The sequence below is a fragment of the Gammaproteobacteria bacterium genome (assembly GCA_032250735.1).
Lineage (GTDB): Bacteria > Pseudomonadota > Gammaproteobacteria > SZUA-152 > SZUA-152 > SZUA-152.
Window position 1 is genome coordinate 1 of the sequence record JAVVEP010000002.1, and the last position, 16,832, is coordinate 16,832.

The following is a 16,832-nucleotide window of genomic DNA, read 5'->3' on the forward strand; positions in this document are numbered from 1 at the left end:
GCCGAGAGGGCTCGGCTCCCACAGGGCTTTGCTCAGCCGTGTAGGGCGCCAATAACCGTAGGGCATTGCGCCGTATGTCCGTGGCTGATAGGTCGGGTTGGTGTGATCGTTGCGAGGAAATCGCCGAGAGGGCTCGGCTCCCACAGGGCTTTGCTCAGTCGTGTAGGGCGCCAATAACCGTAGGGCATTGCGCCGTATGTTCGTGGCCGATGGGTTGGGATGGTGCGATTGTTGAGAGGAAATCGCCGAGAGGGCTCGGCTCCTGGATACCGGCTTTCGCCGACATGACAGATATAAAATAAACGAGACAGCAGTGAAATGAAAAATAAACAAAAAATAATGTGCGTGGTCGGCGCGCGCCCAAACTTCATGAAGATCGCACCGGTCATGGCGGCGCTGAAACAATCCGACTATTTAACCCCCTACCTGGTGCATACCGGCCAGCATTATGACGCAGCGATGAAGCATGCCTTCTTTGATCAACTCGGTATCCCGGAACCCGATATCGATCTGGGCGTGGGCTCTGGCAGTCATGCCGTGCAGACCGCGGAAATCATGCGTCGCTTCGAGGAAGTGCTGGATCAGGAGACCCCGGCGCTGGTGCTGGTAGTGGGTGACGTGAATTCCACCATTGCCTGCGCCCTGGTGGCGAGCAAAAAAGAGGTGCCCGTTGTGCATGTGGAAGCCGGGCTGCGCAGCTATGACCGAAAGATGCCCGAAGAGATTAACCGGGTGCTGACCGATCAGATATCAGACCTGCTGTTCATCACCGAACGGGATGCCGAAGCCAATTTGCAGCGTGAAGGGATTGATGCCTCGCGTGTCCATTTTGTGGGTAACGTGATGATCGATACTCTGCGCGCGCAACTCGATAAAAAGATTCCGGTGGCAGATACCTTCCTTACCGCCAATGCCAATGATGCCTATCTGTCCGGTGGTTATGGTTTGCTGACCCTGCACCGTCCCTCCAATGTCGATGAGCCCGTTGTGCTGAAACGACTGCTCACCACCCTGGCCGAGATCAGCCAACAGCTCCCACTGGTCTTTCCCGTGCATCCGCGTACCCGGGCCAAGATCGAGGAGGCGGGACTGGCGGATATCCTGGACCCGCAGCGGGTATTGCTGATGCCGCCCCAGGGCTATCTGGAACTGTTGGGTCTCATGTCCGAGGCACGGCTGGTGTTGACGGACTCGGGCGGTATCCAGGAAGAGACCACGGCACTGGGCATTCCCTGTATCACCCTGCGCGAAAACACGGAGCGACCGATTACCGTTGAGCAGGGCACCAACACCGTCGTCGGCACGGATCCGGCTGCCATCCGCGCCGCCTTTGATGAGGTGATGGCCAGTGGCGGGAAGGCGGGCAGGGTGCCTGAATTATGGGATGGCAAGGCGGCGCAGCGTATTGTCCACATTCTGGAAGACTGGCTTTCCGAAAAATCACCGACTCACTAACGCAGTCTGGACGCACTATTGGTATATCAACAATGAGTACCCCAACAATTATCACGCCGATAGCCAATGCAATGACGGTGGACGTGGAAGACTATTTCCAGGTCTCCGCTTTTGAGGGCACGATCGATCGCTCCCAGTGGGATAACATCCCCTGTCGCGTTGAGGGCAACATGGATCGCATCCTCGGCTTGTTTGCGGACAAGGGCGTCAAGGCGACATTTTTTACCCTGGGCTGGGTGGCCGAACGCTATCCGGAGATGGTGAGGCGCATCGTCAGTGACGGGCATGAGCTGGCCAGCCATGGTTTTACCCATACTCGCGTCACCCAGCAAAGCCAGAAAGTCTTTCGCGCCGACATCGAAAAAACCAAGCAACTGCTGGAGGATATCGGCGGTGTAGAAGTGAAGGGCTATCGCGCGCCCAGTTATTCCATCGGCGCCGATAACCTGTGGGCACTGGATGAACTGTCGGAGGCGGGCTATCACTATAGCTCCAGCATTTATCCAGTGAAGCATGACCTCTACGGCATGCCGGAGGCATCGCGGTTTGCCTTTCGGCCACGCGGCGAACAGGGCATCCTGGAGATCCCCATTACCACGGTGCGCTTTGGCGAAAAAAACCTGCCCTGTGGCGGCGGCGGATTTTTTCGCCTCTATCCCTACGCCGTGTCCCGCTGGGCGCTACGGCGCGTCAACCGGGATGAAGGTCAGTCGGGCATGTTCTATTTTCACCCCTGGGAGATTGACCCCGATCAGCCCCGGCAGACCGGCATCAGCCTGAAAACACGTATTCGACATTATCTTAACCTTGGACGTATGGAGCAAAGATTGAAAGCCTTGTTGCACGATTTTGAATGGGATCGCATGGACCGTATTTTTCTGGACGGCAACACCAAAAACACCCATCCGGGTGACCGGGTATGACGCTGAGCACTTCCGCACTGACCGTTCGCGAACTCGCCAGCAGCGATAAAACTCGCTGGGATGATTTTGTGCAGGCCTGCCCTGAGGCCACGTTTTTCCATCGTGCCGGTTGGCAGCGGGTGATGGAAGAGGTGTTTGGGCATCGCAGCTGGTTTCTCTACGCCGAGCGTGACGGCAACATCGAAGGCGTCTTGCCGCTGGCGCAGATCAACAGCCGCCTGTTCGGCAATTCGCTTATGTCGCTGCCATTTTGTGTCTACGGCGGTGTGGCCGCCAATTCCGCCGAGGCCATGCAGTGCCTGACGCAGGCTGCGCAGCGCAAGGCCGAATCCCTGAACGTGGATGCACTGGAGATGCGTAACCAGAAATCGCGTTACCCGGAGTGGCCGCACAAGGATCTCTACGTCACCTTCAGAAAAGGCATCGACCCTGATCCCGAGGTCAATATGAATAATATTCCGCGCAAGCAGCGGGCGATGGTGCGCAAGGGCATCCAGGCCGGCCTGCAGGGGACATGGGATGACGAGGTCGATCGTTTTTATGACGCCTACTCGCAGAGCGTTCATGCCCTGGGCACGCCGGTCTTCTCCCGCCGGTTATTCACTACCCTGCGCGATGAATTCGGCGATGACTGTCGTATCCTGACCATCACCAAGGAAGGACGAACCGTGGCCTCGGTGATGAACTTCTATTTTCGCAACGAGGTCTTGCCGTACTACGGCGGCGGCACCGCCGAGGCCCGCGCGCTGAAGGGCAATGACTTCATGTATTGGGAACTCATGCGTCGCTCAGCGGAGCAGGGTATCGAGATTTTCGATTTCGGCCGCAGCAAGAACGGCGCGGGCTCCTATAGTTTCAAAAAGAACTGGGGTTTTGAACCCGAGCCGCTGCATTACGAATATCACCTGGTCAAGACGCGAGAGATACCAGAGGTGAATCCGAACAATCCGAAATACCAGATGTTCATTAAACTCTGGCGCAAGATGCCGCTGGGTATGACCCAGTGGCTCGGCCCGCATATTGTCAGGAATCTAGGCTAAATGGACAAGGCAAAGGAACTGCTATTGCTGGTACACCGGATTCCCTATCCGCCGAACAAGGGCGACAAGATCCGTTCGTTCAACCTGCTCAAGCATCTGGCGAAATCCTATCGCGTGCATGTCGGGGCGTTTGTGGATGACGCCCATGACTGGCGCTATCAGCGCGATCTGGAAACCCTGTGTGGAGAAGTCGGGGGCGAGGTTCGGCTGCTGAATCTGAACCCGACCACGCGCAAGCTGAAAAGCCTCACTGCCCTGGCCACCGGCAGCTCGCTGACGGTTCCCTATTATGCCAGCCCGGCCATGCAGGGCTGGGTCGACGGCTTGCTGGCCCGCCGGCCGATTGAGCGCGTGGTCGTGTTTTCCTCGCCCATGGCGCAATTTGTCTCCGGCCCGGCCTATGCCGCATTGCGGCGGGTGATCGATTTTGTGGATATCGACTCGGACAAATGGGCGCAATATGCCCGCGCCAAGCCCTGGCCGCTGAGCTGGATCTATGGCCGCGAGGCCCGCACCCTGTTCGCGTTCGAGCGCAAAATCGCCGATGAATTCGATGCCTCGGTGTTCGTCACCGAGGACGAGTGCGCGCTGTTTCGGCGGCTCGCGCCCGAGGTCCAGGCGCGCGTTAATGTCGCGCACAATGGCGTCGATACGGACTATTTTTCCCCGCAGCGCGATTATCCCAATCCCTATCCGCCTGCGGCAAAGGTGCTGGTGTTTACCGGCGCGATGGATTACTGGGCCAACGTGGATGCGGTGCGCTGGTTTGCCCGGGAGATCTTTCCCGGCATCCGCGCCCGCGCCGAGGCGGCGGAATTCTATATTGTCGGTGGCCGTCCCACGACGGAGGTACAGGCGCTGGGAAAACTGCCCGGCGTCACGGTGACCGGTGCCGTGCAGGATATCCGCCCCTTCATGGCCCACGCCCGGGCGGCGGTGGCGCCCATGCGCATTGCCCGTGGGGTACAGAATAAGGTGCTGGAGGCCATGGCCATGGCTCGGCCGGTGTTGGCGACGCCGGAGGCGGCCGAGGGCATTGCCGCCCGTGTGGGGCAGGATCTGTGGGTGGAGTCCACGCCCGCAGGACTGCAACAACAGGCACTACAGTTGCTGACAGGTGAGGCCGTCGAACTCGGTTCCGCCGCCCGGCAGTGCGTATTGCAGGGTTACGGCTGGGCGACCAATCTACAGCGCTTCAGCGAGCTGCTGGAGAGCACGCCCCCCGAGCTGGAAAACTCACTCAACGATTCGGCTATGCAGGCGGTAACATCATGACGGACGCGGCAGAGGTCGAAGTAAAAGGTAAAGCCGGTATGCCAGCCGACACAACCAAAGCCCTGAACTGGGCTCCGGGCTGGTATCCGACGGTGCTTATCTTTGGGGTTTCCCTGCTCGTATTGGGGGCCGTGTTCTGGCCGGTGTATCGCGATATCGTGGTCATCTGGTGGCGGGCCGAAACCTACGCCCACGGCTTTTTGATTCTGCCCATCGTGGGTTATCTCCTGTGGCTAAAACGCGCCGATCTGGCCCCGCTCGCACCGCGACCGGCACCCCTGGCGGCGCTGTTGATGGTATTGCCGGCCCTGCTCTGGCTGCTGGCGAATGCCGCCCAGGTCGCCGCAGCCGAACAGCTGGCCGTTGTGCTGATGATACCGATACTGGTGTGGGTGGTTTTTGGCACCGCCGTGCTGCGCCGCATCCTGTTCCCCCTGGCCTATCTGCTGTTTGCGGTACCGCTGGGGGATTTTCTGGTCGGCCCCCTGCAGGACGTCACCGCCGTGTTCACGGTCTGGGCCTTACAGCTGACCGGCATCCCCGTTTATCTCGAAGGACGCTTCTTCTATATACCGACCGGCGCGTTTGAAGTGGCCGAGGCCTGTAGCGGCATACGCTACCTGATCGCCTCCCTGGCCCTCGGCACCCTCTATGCCTACCTGAATTATGTCAGCCTGCAGCGGCGGCTGATCTTTGTCGCGCTGGCGATCATCGTGCCCATCATCGCCAACGGCCTGCGCGCCTACGGCATCGTGATGCTGGCGCATCTCAGCGATTACACCATCGCGGTGGGGGTCGATCACCTCATCTACGGCTGGCTGTTCTTTGGCGTGGTCATCATGCTGCTGTTCTGGGTGGGCTCGTTCTTCCGCGAGGATCTGGCGCCGCAACCGGACCACGCCGAAATCAATACACAGGCCACCACGGCGGTACAGGCGCACGAGGTAAAGCGGTTAGCGTTGTGGGCCGCGCTGACCCTCAGCATCGCGGCGAGCGCCCCCGGATTTGCCGCCTGGATGGACGCCCGCAGCGCAGCGGCGCCGCTCAGCGCGGTCACCCTGCCGCAGGGGACGGGCGAGTGGGCGGGGCCCTTCGCGACCAGCAGCCCATGGCGCCCGCATTTCGTGGGCGCGCAGGAACAGCGTGTCGAATACCGCAAACAGGGACAGCGGGTAGAGGTCTACCTGGCCTATTACCCGAGTCAGGACAAGGAGGCCGAACTCATTAACTGGCATAACGCGGTGTTTGATTCGGAGCGCTCCCAGCGTCTGGCCGGGGCAGCCGCTCAGGCGCGCCTGCCCAACGCGGCGAGCTGGCCGGTATTCGAAACACGCCTGCTGACGGGTGACGATTCGCGACTGGTATGGCACTGGTATGAGATCGATGGTGCTGCCACGGTGAGTCGGGTGTGGGCCAAGGCCTACGCCGCCCGCAGTCGCCTCCTGGGCTCGCGGACCGGCTCGGTGGCCTGGGTGCTATCGACCGAATATTCACTGGGCGCCGAACAGGGTGCGGCGGTGATGGAAGACTTCCTTGGCAGCATGTTGCCCCAGTTGCGGGAGGCGGTGCAGCAATGAGCGGCGCACTGAGTGACACGCGCATCCACCCGCGCCCGTTGGTGGTGCACGTCATCTATCGACTGGCCGTGGGTGGGCTGGAGAATGGTCTGGTGAACCTCATCAATCGCATGGCACCGGACGGCTATCGCCATGCCATTGTGTGCATCGATGACTACACCGATTTTCGGCAGCGTATCCAGCGTGACGATGTCGACGTGTACGCCCTGCACAAGCGTCCCGGCACCGACCTGGGGGCCCATGTCCGATTCTGGAAACTCATGCGGCGCCTGCGGCCCACGGTCGTGCACACCCGCAACCTGGGCGCGCTGGAATTTCAGTTACCCGCCTGGCTTGCCGGGGTAGCCCACCGCGTGCAGGGAGAACACGGCAGGGACACCGGCGATCTCCTGGGCACCAAGCGCAAATACCTCCTGTACCGCAAAATGATGCGGCCGCTGGTGACGCGCTATGTCGCGCTGTCGCAGGATTTGGCCACCTGGCTGGAGCAATCGGCGGGCGTCGCGGCGGAGAACATCAGCCAGATCTACAACGGCGTGGACACCGAGCGCTTTTTCCCAGCAAGGGAACGCCTGCCTTTACCCGTGGAGAATGCGGCCCCGCAGGATGGCGTGGTCATGGGAACCATCGGCCGCATGCAGCCGGAGAAGGACCAACTGACCCTGGTGCGGGCCTTTATCGGCCTGCTGGATACGGTGGAGCGGGGCAGGGAGCGCCTGCGGCTGGTGCTGATCGGTGATGGCCCCCTGCGGGAACAGGCCCAAAGTCTGCTGCGCGAGGCCGATGCGGAGCACCTTGCCTGGCTGCCGGGCGCCCGCAATGACGCGCCCGAAATGATGCAGTCACTGGATATCTTTGTCCTGCCCTCCCTGATCGAGGGCGTCTCCAACACCATTCTCGAGGCCATGGCGACGGGGCTGCCGGTGGTGGCAACCGCAGTAGGTGGTAATCCGGAACTGGTACAACATGGCGAGACGGGCGTCACGGTGCCGGCTGCGGATGCCGCGGCCATGAGCCGAGCCATCCTCGACTACATCAATAGTCCCGAGCTGCGTCAGCGCCACGGCGAGGCCGGACGCCGGCGCGTCGAAAAAATGTTTAGCATGGCCAGCATGGTGAATGGATATAATGCGGTGTATGACCGGGTGCGCGGCGTCACGGCACCCGCAACAGAATTTGTGAGCGAATAATAACGTGTGTGGCATTGTCGGAATCTTTAACCTGAACGGAGAGCGCCCGATCGACCGGGAGCTTCTCCACAAAATGAATGAAACCCAGTTTCATCGCGGCCCGGATGCCGGCGGCTTGCATGTGGAGCCCGGTGTGGGGCTGGGACATCGCCGCCTGTCCATTATCGACCTGTCCAGCGGCAAGCAGCCCATGGAAAACGAAGACGGCTCCGTGATCGTCACCTTCAACGGCGAGATCTACAATTTCCCGGAATTGAGCGACGAACTCAAAGCCGCCGGCCACAGTTTTAAAACTCATTCGGACACAGAGGTCATCGTCCACGCGTGGGAAGAGTGGGGCGAAGACTGCGTGAAACGCTTCAGAGGCATGTTCGCCTTTGCCGTGTGGGACAGGAATAAAAAGACCTTATTTCTGGCGCGCGATCCCCTGGGCAAAAAGCCGCTGCATTACACGCTGCTGGATTCGGGGCAGGTGATCTTTGGCTCAGAATTAAAGGCCCTCTACGCGCATCCCGAACTGGAAAAGGTCATCGACCCCTGCGCGGTTGAAGAATATTTTGCCCTGGGTTACGTGGCCGATCCGCGGACGATCTTTAAGGGCATATGGAAACTGCCACCGGCGCATAGCCTGTTGCTCACTATGGGCGCACAGTCACTGCCGGCGCCCAGGGAATATTGGGACATCCCCTTCACGCCGTCAGTTGAGCAATCGGAAAGCCAGACCGTGGAAGAGCTGGTGAAACGCTTTCGGGAAACGGTCTCCATAAGGATGATGTCGGAAGTCCCCCTGGGGGCGTTTCTTTCCGGCGGCGTGGATTCCAGCGCCGTGGTGGCGATGATGTCACAGGTGTCCAAAGAGCCGGTGAACACCTGTTCGATCTCCTTCGACAACCCTAAATTTAACGAAGCCGAATTTGCCAAAAAGGTAGCCGAGCGTTATCACACCCGGCATTTTGTGGAAACCGTCGATCCCGATGATTTTAGTCTGGTGGACAAACTCGCCAACATCTATGACGAGCCCTATGCCGACAGCTCCGCCATTCCCACCTATCGTGTCTGCGAGCTGGCCAGGAAGCGGGTCACGGTCGCCCTGTCGGGTGACGGGGCAGATGAATATTTTTCCGGCTATCGGCGTCATCGCTGGCATATGAATGAGGAAAAGGTCAGGAGCTTTCTACCCTACGCCATTCGGGGCCCGCTTTTTGGCCTGCTGGGCAAGGTCTACCCGAAGCTGGACTGGGCCCCAAAATTTCTACGCGCCAAAACCACCTTCCAGGCGATAGGCAGGGATAGTGTGGCGGCATATCTACACACCGTCTCCATCCTCTCTGACGATATGCGCAACAAACTGTTCTCCGCCAGCTTCAAGCAGTCGCTGCAGGGATACAACGCGGTGGAAGTATTTCGGCGTCATGCCGACAAGGCCCCCTCCCAGCATCCGCTGTCGCTTATCCAATACCTGGACCTAAAGACCTATCTGGTGGGTGACATCCACACCAAGGTAGATCGGGCCAGCATGGCCAACTCCCTGGAAGTGCGCGCGCCACTGCTGGACCACAAATTGATCGAATGGGTCTCCGGCCTGAACCCGGACCTGAAGCTGCATGGGCAAGAAAGCAAATACATCCTCAAAAAGGCAATGGAACCCTATCTGCCCAATGATGTGTTGTACCGAAACAAGATGGGTTTTTCGGTACCGCTGGCAGAGTGGTTCAGAGGCCCGTTGAAACAGCGTGTGCAGGATTCGCTGCTGGGCGAAACCATGCAGCAAAGCGGGATCTTCAATATGGACTACATTAAGCATCTCGTCTCACAGCACCAGTCCGGCTTGAGAGACTACAGCGCAGCGATCTGGACATTGTTGATGTTTGATGCGTTTTTACGAAAAATAATGATGGGTGAGAATTGATGTGTGATCCCGTATTTTTGATTATTCCATTCCCCATATAACAAACATTTCGCCATTTTGGCGTAAAAAAGAAACCTGGTAGCGCAACTGTTGGTGATGATTTTGGTTTGATGATGTTGCTCTTCATGACTAAATCAAAAAATTTATACCACTAGTATTAAAAAATAATTGTTATGAAAATATTACACATTTTTGATCATTCTATCCCGCTGCACAGTGGCTACACATTCCGTTCGCGTGCGATTTTGGAGCACCAACGAAAACTTGGCTGGACGACCGAGCACATTACGAGTCCAAAGCACAATCAGGCAACAAAACCTGATGGCAAAGAAGAGGAAATTGATGGGTTTCATTTTTATAGGACAGAACCATCGAAGGGATTGTTCTCAAAACTGCCTATTCTGAATCAGTTATCAATCGTATCCGCGCTTGAGGCGCGGCTTGAAGCCGTTATTAAGGAAATTAAGCCAGATATCTTGCATGCACATTCGCCCGCGTTAAATGGTCGTGCAGCGGTCAACGTCGGAAAAAAATACGGTATACCCGTTGTCTATGAAATAAGGGCATTTTGGGAAGATGCCGCGGTTGATCACGGGACGACCACGGAAGGGAGTCTGCGTTATCGCCTCACGCGAGCCATGGAAACAAAGGTGATAAGAGAGGCCGATGCGGTGACCACGATATGCGAAGGCTTGCGCTCGGATATTGTTGCGCGTGGCGTCCTAGCAGAAAAGGTTGGCGTTATACCTAATGCGGTTGATATCGAGCGGTTTCCGGTTTGCGATGGAAAAGAGGCACAGCTTGAGAAAAAACATGGTCTGATAGGAAAGATCGTCATTGGATTTATTGGATCTTTTTATGCGTATGAGGGGATTCCGCAGCTGATTGAGGCAATTTCTCTCCTGAGTCGCGACCGCGACGATATTGTCCTTTTGCTGGTAGGTGGTGGCCCACAGGATGCATATGTCAGGCAGCTCATTAAAGATAAACAGCTAGAAGATAAAGTGATACTGCCAGGCCGGATTCCACATGAAATCGTCCAGCAATATTACAGCCTGGTCGATATCTTCGCGTACCCCCGCTTGCCAATGAGATTAACCCACCTGGTCACCCCTCTAAAACCCCTGGAGGCAATGGCGCAAAAAAGGCTGGTTGTTGCCTCTGATGTAGGAGGCCACAAAGAGTTGATCGAAGATGGTAAAACCGGCGTACTGTTTGAGGCAGGAAACCCAAACGCACTGGCAGATGCGATAACAAAATTAATCGATAGCAGGGATTCATGGGAAGCCATGCATGATGCGGGGCGTGATTTCGTTGAAAATGTGAGAAATTGGGAAAATAGTGTCGCAAACTATGAGGCAATATATAAAAGGGTCATTGCATCACAATGATTAAGACCCTGCTTTTCAGCACGTTGTTTCCTAATAGTGTTCAGCCACAGCACGGTGTGTTTGTTGAAAACCGGCTGCGCCACTTGCTGGAAACGGGAGAGATAACAACCAAAGTTATCGCCCCAGTGCCGTGGTTTCCTTTCAAGGCGCCAATATTTGGGAAATATGCAACGTTTTCATCGGTGCCTGATGAGGAACAGCGAAATAGCGTTGATGTTTTACATCCTCGTTATCTTTTACTGCCAAAGCTTGGCATGAACAATGCGCCGGAGTCGATTTTTCGAGTGGCCTTGCCGCGTGCCAAGGCACTTATAAAATCCGGATTTGATTTTGATTTGATTGATGCACATTATTTTTATCCAGATGGTGTTGCGGCTGTGATGCTCGGAGAGGCGCTTGGGAAGCCGGTCATTATTACTGCCAGAGGAACAGATCTCAACCTTATTCCTAAATATGAGATCCCACGACAAAAAATCCTCTGGGCTGCCAATAAAGCTGATGCATTGATTACGGTTTGCCAGGCGCTGAAAGATGTCCTGCTGGAAATGGGAGTGCCAGATAATAAAATTACAGTGCTTAGGAATGGTGTTGATCTGGGAACATTTTCTCCACCACTTAATCGAGAAGAGCTAAGAAATAAGCTGGATATTAATGGGAAGACGCTATTAAGCGTCGGTCATTTGGTCGAAAGAAAAGGCCACCATCTTATTGTCGAGGCTATGTGCTTATTGCCGGAATACAAGTTGTTAATCGCTGGCGATGGTGAGGAGCGATCAAATTTGGTCGCCTTGATCAATAAGCTTAAATTGAATGAACGGGTGACTCTGTTGGGCGCTGTCCCTCATGAAAGTCTTAAAGAATATTACGGAGCTTCTGATGCGCTTGTGTTGGCATCAAGTCGTGAAGGCTGGGCCAATGTTCTGCTGGAATCAATGGCCTGTGGAACACCCGTGGTTGCGACCAGAATTTGGGGTACTCCTGAGGTTGTTACGATTCCAGCCTCAGGTGTGCTGGTAGAGGAGAGAACCCCTGATTCTCTTGCGTGCTCAATAAAAAGCCTATTTTCACGACATGTTAATCGTGATGAAACACGAGGATATGCGGAGCAATTCGGCTGGGAAGATACGACACAAGGTCAATTAAAGCTGTTTGAGCAGGTTGTCGGCAATGCGTGACCTTATAATTACATTAGTAATTATCGGTGCTGTGCCATTCATATTGATGCGCCCCTATATTGGCGTTTATGTTTGGTCCTGGCTGTCCTATATGAACCCGCATCGGTTTTCATGGGGATTTGCCTACAATATGCCATTTTCAGCCATAACGGCTGGCGCCTTAATTACTGGGTTTTTGCTAACTAAAGACAAGAATAAATTTATCGTAACACCCATTACAATTGTCTGGATTGCGTTTTTTCTTTGGATCACCTTGTCAACATTTACTGCAATTAATGTTGAGGTTTCCATGGTTGAATGGAGGCGGGTAGTGAAAATTCAGTTGATTACCCTATTTACGCTATTGCTGATTACCTCACGGGAAAGGCTCAACCAGCTCATTTGGGTGATTGTGTTATCAATTGGATTTTTCGGTATCAAGGGAGGCTTATTTGTCGCCGCAACGGGTGGCTCATTCAGAGTTGGGGGGCCACCTGATTCTTTTGTATCCGGTAATAATGAGATTGCTCTGGCGCTATTAATGGTGTTGCCATTAATGTGGTATCTGAGGACTCAGTCTATTAATAAATGGATCAAACATGCATTGCTAGTCTCAATACTGCTGTGTGTTTTGTCGATTATTAGTACCTATTCACGCGGTGCATTTGTGGCATCAGCTGCAGTGATGATGATGTTCTGGATGAAAAGCAACAAAAAGTTGCTGATTGGCACAGTGCTGGTAGCGCTAGCTATTACGGTGCTTAGCTTTATGCCCTCACATTATTTTGAGCGCATAAATACTATCCAGACTTATGAGCAGGATGCGTCGGCAATGGGTCGAATAAATGCATGGCATTTTGCGGTGAACCTTGCTGCTGACCACCCACTAACTGGCGGTGGATTTGGTTCTTTTACTAAATTATTGTTTTTGACCTACGCTCCTTCTCCACTCGATTTCCATGACGCGCATAGTATCTATTTTGAGGTGTTAGGCGAACAGGGTTTTGTTGGACTATTTCTATTTTTAACGCTTTGGGTTTTGTGCTATCGGACCTGTGGGAATATTCGCAAACAGGTTAGAGATATAGAAAATATGAAGTGGGCAGAGGCATTGGCCTCAATGGTACAGGTCAGTTTAGTCGCCTATGGTGTTGGTGGTGCCTTCTTAGGGCTGGCCTATTTCGATCTCCCGTACCACATTATGGTTATCTGTGTCCTGTGTCAGTTTTTTGTGAATCGGGAACTCGAAAGTCGAGTTAGTAAAGAGCAAGGTGTCGTTAATATAGAAAGGCCGTTGGTATGAGTAATGCAAGGCTGAGTATATTGCTCTACCATCGTGTTCTGGAGCGGGAAGATTCATTGATGCCGTCCGAGCCCTGTGTCAAACGATTTGAGCAACAGATGAAGTGGGTCAAACGGTTTTACAATGTGCTGGATCTGGAAGATGCAGTGAAGAGGTTGGTGGATGATAATCTACCTTCGCGTGCACTGTGCATTACCTTTGATGATGGTTACAGGGACAACTTCCAGAATGCAGCGCCAATTTTGGAAAAGCATGGCCTCACTGCCACCTTTTTCATCGCGACGGGGTTTTTAAATGGTGGCATCATGTGGAATGATGTCGTCATTGAGAGTCTACGCAGAACAAGTAAAACCAGGCTTGATCTGACCGATTATGGATTGGGTTTTATTAACATTCCTGATCAACGCAATGAATGTCTCAATGAAATTCTGAAAGCAATAAAATATTTATCCTTCGATGCGCGCGAGAGATTGGTGGAAGAATTACCAACTATTCTCGGCGTACCAAAGCCGGATGGCCTGATGATGAAAGACGAAGAGGTGAGGATTTTGCATCAGAAAGGCATGGGAATAGGTGCCCATACGGTTCACCACCCCATACTGAGTAAGATCGATGCGCCACAAGCAAGACAGGAAATAGAAAACGGAAAAGACTATTTAGAAAATATTACCGGTGACAAGATCAGACTGTTTGCTTATCCCAATGGAAAGCCCGGTCAGGACTATCATGCAGAGCATATTGAAATGATGAAAGAGATCGGCTTTGATGCGGCAGTGAGTACTGCATGGGGAACGGCATCACAACAATCCGACATCTATCAGCTCCCGCGATTTACACCCTGGGATAATAGCATCCCGAAGTTCCTGCTTCGCCTGGCTAAAATGCGTTATAACGGTATGGAAGAGAGAGTGTTGTGAACGATAATACAATCTTAGATTCGAATTGGGTATATAGATGACGGGTAATGCTTTTCTTTGCGGCTGGTGTGCTGCTGGATCGGTAATGCCTGATGTTCAAGCTGCACGCTCAGCAATGCTTTCCTGCTTTTCATCATGGCAAGCAAGCTGGTTTGAAAGTGAGCATTTAAATATTGCCGCGCAGGGTGATGTCGCCAGCCTGGCTGGTAAGGTTGATGTTGCAATAATTGGCGCACCTTACTGGAAGAATAGTGACTCAGAAAAGCAAGCCAATGAGCAAGGGCATGCATTATTTATCACAAAGAAATATCTAGACCATGGAATGAGTTTTTTGGATACCCTGGCTGGTCGTTTCTCGATTGTGATATTTGACCATGCTCGTAAACAATTAGTGCTGTGCATTGATAGGATCGGCCAGCAACATCTTTATTATGCACAGACAGATAACGGTGTGGTATTTGCCTCGCGTGCTGATGCAGTGGTAAACCATCCCTCGGTGACTAAAAAAATAAGTCACCAGGGTATCTATAATTATTTCTATTTCCATGCCATGCCAAGCCCTGGGACTATCTTTGAAGGTGTCAATAAACTTGAAAATGGCCAGTATCTGATTTTCCAAGATGGTAATAAACATAGCCACCGTTACTGGGAGCCAATGTTTTCAGAGCAGCAGCAAGGAACAATCGAAGCTCTGACAGAGGAAATGCTACCGATCATTGAGCGCGCTGTTTCGCGATCAATACCGAGTAACTCGTCCCCTCATTCAACTGGTGCGTTTCTGAGTGGCGGGCTAGATAGCTCGACGGTATCTGGCATTTTATCTAAAGTAACTTGTGGCCAGGCTCGTACCTTCTCGATTGGTTTTGACGCGAAAGGTTATGACGAGATGTCATATGCCCGTATCGCCTCACGTCACTTTAAAACCCAGCAGCATGAATATTATGTGACTCCGGAAGATGTCGTGGCGGAAGTAAAAAATATCGCGAAATATTTGGATGAACCCTTTGGTAACTCCTCGGCATTGCCAGCCTATTTCTGCGCAAGGATGGCCAAAGAACAGGGCGTTGAGCGGTTGCTGGCGGGTGATGGCGGCGATGAAATATTTGCCGGTAATGAACGCTATGCAAAACAGGGTGTTTTTGAATCGTATACAAAAGTGCCGGCAATGTTTCGCAGCTTACTACTGGAGCCATTGTTTTTCCATAATCCCATAACGCAACATATTCCAGGGTTGATGAAAATTCACAGTTACATCCGGCAAGCAAAAATTCCATTGCCGGATCGTCTGGAAACCTATAATTATTTGCATAGACATGCGGCATCTGAAATATTTTCGGAAGAATTTCTTGATGGCATAGATCATCAGCAGCCAATAAAAACACTGCGTGATAGTTATCAACAGCCAAATGATGCGACGGCTCTTAATCGCATGTTATGGATGGATTGGAAAAAAACATTGCACGACAATGATCTGGTGAAGGTCAATCGTATGTGTGAGCTGGCTGGGGTAGGAGTCGATTATCCTTTACTAGATGACGAATTGATTGATTTTTCATGCCGCATCCCTTCGAGTATGAAAATAAATAATGGAAAACTCCGTTGGTTTTATAAAGAGGCGGTAAGTGGTTTTCTCCCTCAGGAAATAATCGAGAAAACCAAACAGGGCTTTGGTTTGCCATTTGGCGTATGGACAAGCGAGCACGCGGGGTTGAGGAGCCTAGCTTATTCATCATTAGAATCGATAAAGAAACGAGGAATCTTTAAAGTATCATTTATTGAGCAAACAATTCAGATGCACAAAGGTGTTCATGCAAAATTTTACGGAGAACTCGTTTGGATATTAATGATGCTAGAATTTTGGCTTGACGAGCATGGGAAGTGACACTAGTAACAATATGGATTGAAGTCAGCAGACAGAGAGAAGATAGTGAATTACCTGACCTTATATATTTAATGGATTATTGAAATGCTAATTAAATCTATTCATCATATTTTACAGGCTGTCATCTTGGTCGTGTTTATAATTCCAGGCAATGTTTATTCTGCCGATAGCGCTTTGTGTGGGGATATCATTGTAACTCCAGCTCGAGATGGCGGTGGTCCCTGGGATTATAGAGATCCGATCAACAGAAGGCCGAGTCAGGACGCAACCAATAAAGGTGGTCGCCTGCAGTTGGTGGAAGGAGCGCATTTTACAAAGGAGGTAGAGAGCCTTATTAAGGGGAAATCCGGCTGGTTAATCGGCGATATTGACTACACGCTGTTTCGATTCCCGAATCATCACCGTGCATTACGGGCTATGTCAAAGCTGCAGATAAAGAATGATGGGAAACTACCAGCTAGGCCCGGAGCCCCACCTGAAAAACGTTATGCGGAATGTTATTTTGAACGAGCAATAGCTTTCAGGCCCGACGACTATATTGTGCACATGCTGTACGGAATACATTTGCACCTATCGGGTGAATACAAAAAAGCAGAAAAACGATATCAATATGCTGAGGTGCATATTAAGGATTCTTCCGAGCTGTTTAATAATATGGGACTGTTGTATTATGAGATGGGCAATTACAAGAAGTCCTTAAACTATGCCAAAAAGGCATATTCTCTCGGTTATCCATTGCCTGGATTAAAGAACAAGCTGATTGCTGAAGGCCAGTGGAAAGACAAATGAAGTTACGTAAATAGTTATCTGACGCAT

General features: G+C 52.8%; 13 protein-coding genes. All 13 read left to right on the forward strand.

Annotated elements, in window-relative coordinates:
• Positions 1-318: 318 nt before the first annotated feature.
• A complete protein-coding gene (gene wecB / locus RRB22_01370) occupies positions 319-1,455 on the forward strand; it encodes a UDP-N-acetylglucosamine 2-epimerase (non-hydrolyzing) (GenBank protein MDT8383044.1) in 1,137 nt (378 codons plus the stop codon).
• A 32-nt stretch (positions 1,456-1,487) separates the two neighbouring features.
• The gene (locus RRB22_01375; protein MDT8383045.1) at positions 1,488-2,378 is read left to right on the forward strand and encodes a DUF3473 domain-containing protein; all 891 of its coding nucleotides are present in this window, start codon (positions 1,488-1,490) and stop codon (positions 2,376-2,378) included.
• On the forward strand, positions 2,375-3,418 hold the full coding sequence (locus RRB22_01380; protein MDT8383046.1) for a FemAB family PEP-CTERM system-associated protein: 1,044 nt from the start codon (positions 2,375-2,377) through the stop codon (positions 3,416-3,418). Before RRB22_01375 ends, RRB22_01380 begins: the two co-directional genes overlap by 4 nt.
• Complete coding sequence (locus RRB22_01385; GenBank protein MDT8383047.1) at positions 3,419-4,693, forward strand: TIGR03087 family PEP-CTERM/XrtA system glycosyltransferase; 1,275 nt, start codon at positions 3,419-3,421, stop codon at positions 4,691-4,693.
• Between the two features lie 38 nt (positions 4,694-4,731).
• Entirely contained in the window at positions 4,732-6,270 is a 1,539-nt protein-coding gene (gene xrtA, locus RRB22_01390; GenBank protein ID MDT8383048.1) for an exosortase A, read from the forward strand.
• Positions 6,267-7,460: a TIGR03088 family PEP-CTERM/XrtA system glycosyltransferase gene (locus RRB22_01395; GenBank protein ID MDT8383049.1), complete on the forward strand. Its 1,194-nt coding sequence runs from the start codon at positions 6,267-6,269 to the stop codon at positions 7,458-7,460. Before xrtA ends, RRB22_01395 begins: the two co-directional genes overlap by 4 nt.
• Before the next feature lie 4 nt (positions 7,461-7,464).
• Complete coding sequence (locus RRB22_01400) at positions 7,465-9,369, forward strand: amidotransferase 1, exosortase A system-associated (GenBank protein ID MDT8383050.1); 1,905 nt, start codon at positions 7,465-7,467, stop codon at positions 9,367-9,369.
• Positions 9,370-9,542: 173 nt separating this feature from the next.
• A complete protein-coding gene (locus tag RRB22_01405) occupies positions 9,543-10,760 on the forward strand; it encodes a glycosyltransferase, exosortase A system-associated (protein ID MDT8383051.1) in 1,218 nt (405 codons plus the stop codon).
• Positions 10,757-11,935: a glycosyltransferase family 4 protein gene (locus RRB22_01410; protein ID MDT8383052.1), complete on the forward strand. Its 1,179-nt coding sequence runs from the start codon at positions 10,757-10,759 to the stop codon at positions 11,933-11,935. The genes RRB22_01405 and RRB22_01410 overlap by 4 nt, the downstream gene beginning before the upstream one ends.
• Positions 11,928-13,217, forward strand: coding sequence for a putative O-glycosylation ligase, exosortase A system-associated (locus tag RRB22_01415; protein ID MDT8383053.1), 1,290 nt, complete (start codon positions 11,928-11,930; stop codon positions 13,215-13,217). Before RRB22_01410 ends, RRB22_01415 begins: the two co-directional genes overlap by 8 nt.
• A complete protein-coding gene (locus tag RRB22_01420; GenBank protein ID MDT8383054.1) occupies positions 13,214-14,134 on the forward strand; it encodes a polysaccharide deacetylase family protein in 921 nt (306 codons plus the stop codon). Before RRB22_01415 ends, RRB22_01420 begins: the two co-directional genes overlap by 4 nt.
• A 37-nt stretch (positions 14,135-14,171) precedes the next feature.
• Positions 14,172-16,016 carry an asparagine synthase-related protein gene (locus tag RRB22_01425; protein ID MDT8383055.1) on the forward strand — a complete coding sequence of 615 codons (1,845 nt, stop codon included), beginning with the start codon at positions 14,172-14,174 and terminating at the stop codon, positions 16,014-16,016.
• Positions 16,017-16,100: 84 nt separating this feature from the next.
• A complete protein-coding gene (locus RRB22_01430) occupies positions 16,101-16,805 on the forward strand; it encodes a tetratricopeptide repeat protein (GenBank protein MDT8383056.1) in 705 nt (234 codons plus the stop codon).
• Positions 16,806-16,832 lie beyond the last annotated feature (27 nt).

Bases quoted from the DNA above. Each gene is read 5' to 3' on its own strand.
- wecB (MDT8383044.1), top strand. From the start codon at position 319: ATGAAAAATAAACAAAAAATAATGTGCGTGGTCGGCGCGCGCCCAAAC.
- RRB22_01375 (MDT8383045.1), top strand. From the start codon at position 1,488: ATGAGTACCCCAACAATTATCACGCCGATAGCCAATGCAATGACGGTG.
- RRB22_01380 (MDT8383046.1), top strand. From the start codon at position 2,375: ATGACGCTGAGCACTTCCGCACTGACCGTTCGCGAACTCGCCAGCAGC.
- RRB22_01385 (MDT8383047.1), top strand. From the start codon at position 3,419: ATGGACAAGGCAAAGGAACTGCTATTGCTGGTACACCGGATTCCCTAT.
- xrtA (MDT8383048.1), top strand. From the start codon at position 4,732: ATGCCAGCCGACACAACCAAAGCCCTGAACTGGGCTCCGGGCTGGTAT.
- RRB22_01395 (MDT8383049.1), top strand. From the start codon at position 6,267: ATGAGCGGCGCACTGAGTGACACGCGCATCCACCCGCGCCCGTTGGTG.
- RRB22_01405 (MDT8383051.1), top strand. From the start codon at position 9,543: ATGAAAATATTACACATTTTTGATCATTCTATCCCGCTGCACAGTGGC.
- RRB22_01410 (MDT8383052.1), top strand. From the start codon at position 10,757: ATGATTAAGACCCTGCTTTTCAGCACGTTGTTTCCTAATAGTGTTCAG.
- RRB22_01415 (MDT8383053.1), top strand. From the start codon at position 11,928: ATGCGTGACCTTATAATTACATTAGTAATTATCGGTGCTGTGCCATTC.
- RRB22_01420 (MDT8383054.1), top strand. From the start codon at position 13,214: ATGAGTAATGCAAGGCTGAGTATATTGCTCTACCATCGTGTTCTGGAG.
- RRB22_01425 (MDT8383055.1), top strand. From the start codon at position 14,172: ATGACGGGTAATGCTTTTCTTTGCGGCTGGTGTGCTGCTGGATCGGTA.
- RRB22_01430 (MDT8383056.1), top strand. From the start codon at position 16,101: ATGCTAATTAAATCTATTCATCATATTTTACAGGCTGTCATCTTGGTC.